Origin of the sequence: Xanthomonas sp. SHU 308 (genome assembly GCF_000364645.1) — a bacterium.
Lineage (GTDB): Bacteria > Pseudomonadota > Gammaproteobacteria > Xanthomonadales > Xanthomonadaceae > Xanthomonas_A > Xanthomonas_A sontii.
Genome location: NZ_AQOK01000894.1, coordinates 1 through 1,126, shown reverse-complemented (window position 1 = coordinate 1,126; position 1,126 = coordinate 1). Strand labels below are relative to the sequence as shown.

Annotated in this window: 2 protein-coding genes; both read right to left on the bottom strand. The window is 71.9% G+C overall.

The genetic code is table 11. From position 1 onward, the window contains the following. Positions 1-832: EF-P lysine aminoacylase EpmA (epmA, locus tag D588_RS0122980; protein WP_017917662.1), on the bottom strand; the 832-nt coding region annotated here is incomplete at its 3' end. After that, positions 832-1,126, bottom strand: a 295-nt coding sequence (locus tag D588_RS0122975; protein WP_017917661.1) for a GNAT family N-acetyltransferase, incomplete at its 5' end; no start/stop codon positions are given. The genes D588_RS0122975 and epmA, both read right to left, overlap by 1 nt.

Genomic DNA, 1,126 nt, shown 5'->3' with positions numbered 1-1,126 from the left:
CCTCCAGCAGCCGCTCGTCCAGCGGCGGCAGCACCGCGCCGCGCGCCTGACGCAGCGCATGGTCGCGCAGGAAACGCCGGCGCTGCTCGGCGGCATCGTTGAGCTCGTGGTAGCCGTTGGCCAGTTCGTAGCCGCCCAGGTACAGCTCGAAGCGCTCGGCCACCGGCGGGTCGTCCTCGCGCACGCGCGCCAGCGCACACTGGCTGGCCGGCCAGTCGTGGACCACGGTGAGGCGGTCGGCCGGGAACGCCGGCTGCAGGCGGTGGGTCATCAGCAGGTCCAGCCAGTCGTCGCGGCCCAGGCCGTCGGCATCGATGCGGATCTCGCGTAGCGGCTGCTGCAGCGCCTCCAACGGCGCAGCGAATGGATCCAGGCCCAGCCCCTGCTGGAACAGCTCGCGGTAGCTGAGCACCCGCAGCGTGGCACTGCGTCCGACCAGGGCCAGCGCCGTGCGCACCAGCTCCACGGTTTCCTCGATCAGTTGCCGGTGATCCCAGCCGACCCGGTACCACTCGAGCATGGTGAACTCGGGATTGTGGCGGCCGCCGGCCTCGCCGTTGCGGAACACCCGCCCCAGTTCGTAGCAGTCGCCGATGCCGGCGGCGAGCAGCCGCTTCAGCGGGTACTCGGGCGAGGTGCGCAGCCAGCGCAGCGCCGGACCTGCGTCGACGTGGCCGCTGAAGCGGGTCTGGAAGCTGTCGATGTTCGGCTCGGTGTTGCCGGCCGCCGACAGCATCGGGGTTTCCACTTCCAGCACGCCGCGCGCGGCGAAGAAGCCGCGGATGGCGGCGTTGAGCCGAGCACGCAATTGCAGGGTGGACAACAGGTCCATCACGGCGCCGTGTCGAGCCGGCGGCTCAGTTGGTCGCGCGCGTCGTCGCGATAGCCCAGGCCCAGGTACAGGCGCTTGGCGGCGGCGTTGTGATGGTTGACCTCCATCCGCAGCACGTCCGCGCCCAGCGCGCGGGCGCGCGCCTCGACCAGCGCCACCGCGCGCCGCCCCCATCCGCGGCCGCGTGCGGCCGGGCCCAGGTACAACTCGTCGAGCAGCAGATAGCGCCCGCCCAGTTCGACGCTGAAACAGGCGGTGATCAGCGCATAGCCGACCACCGCGCCGTCCGGCGCC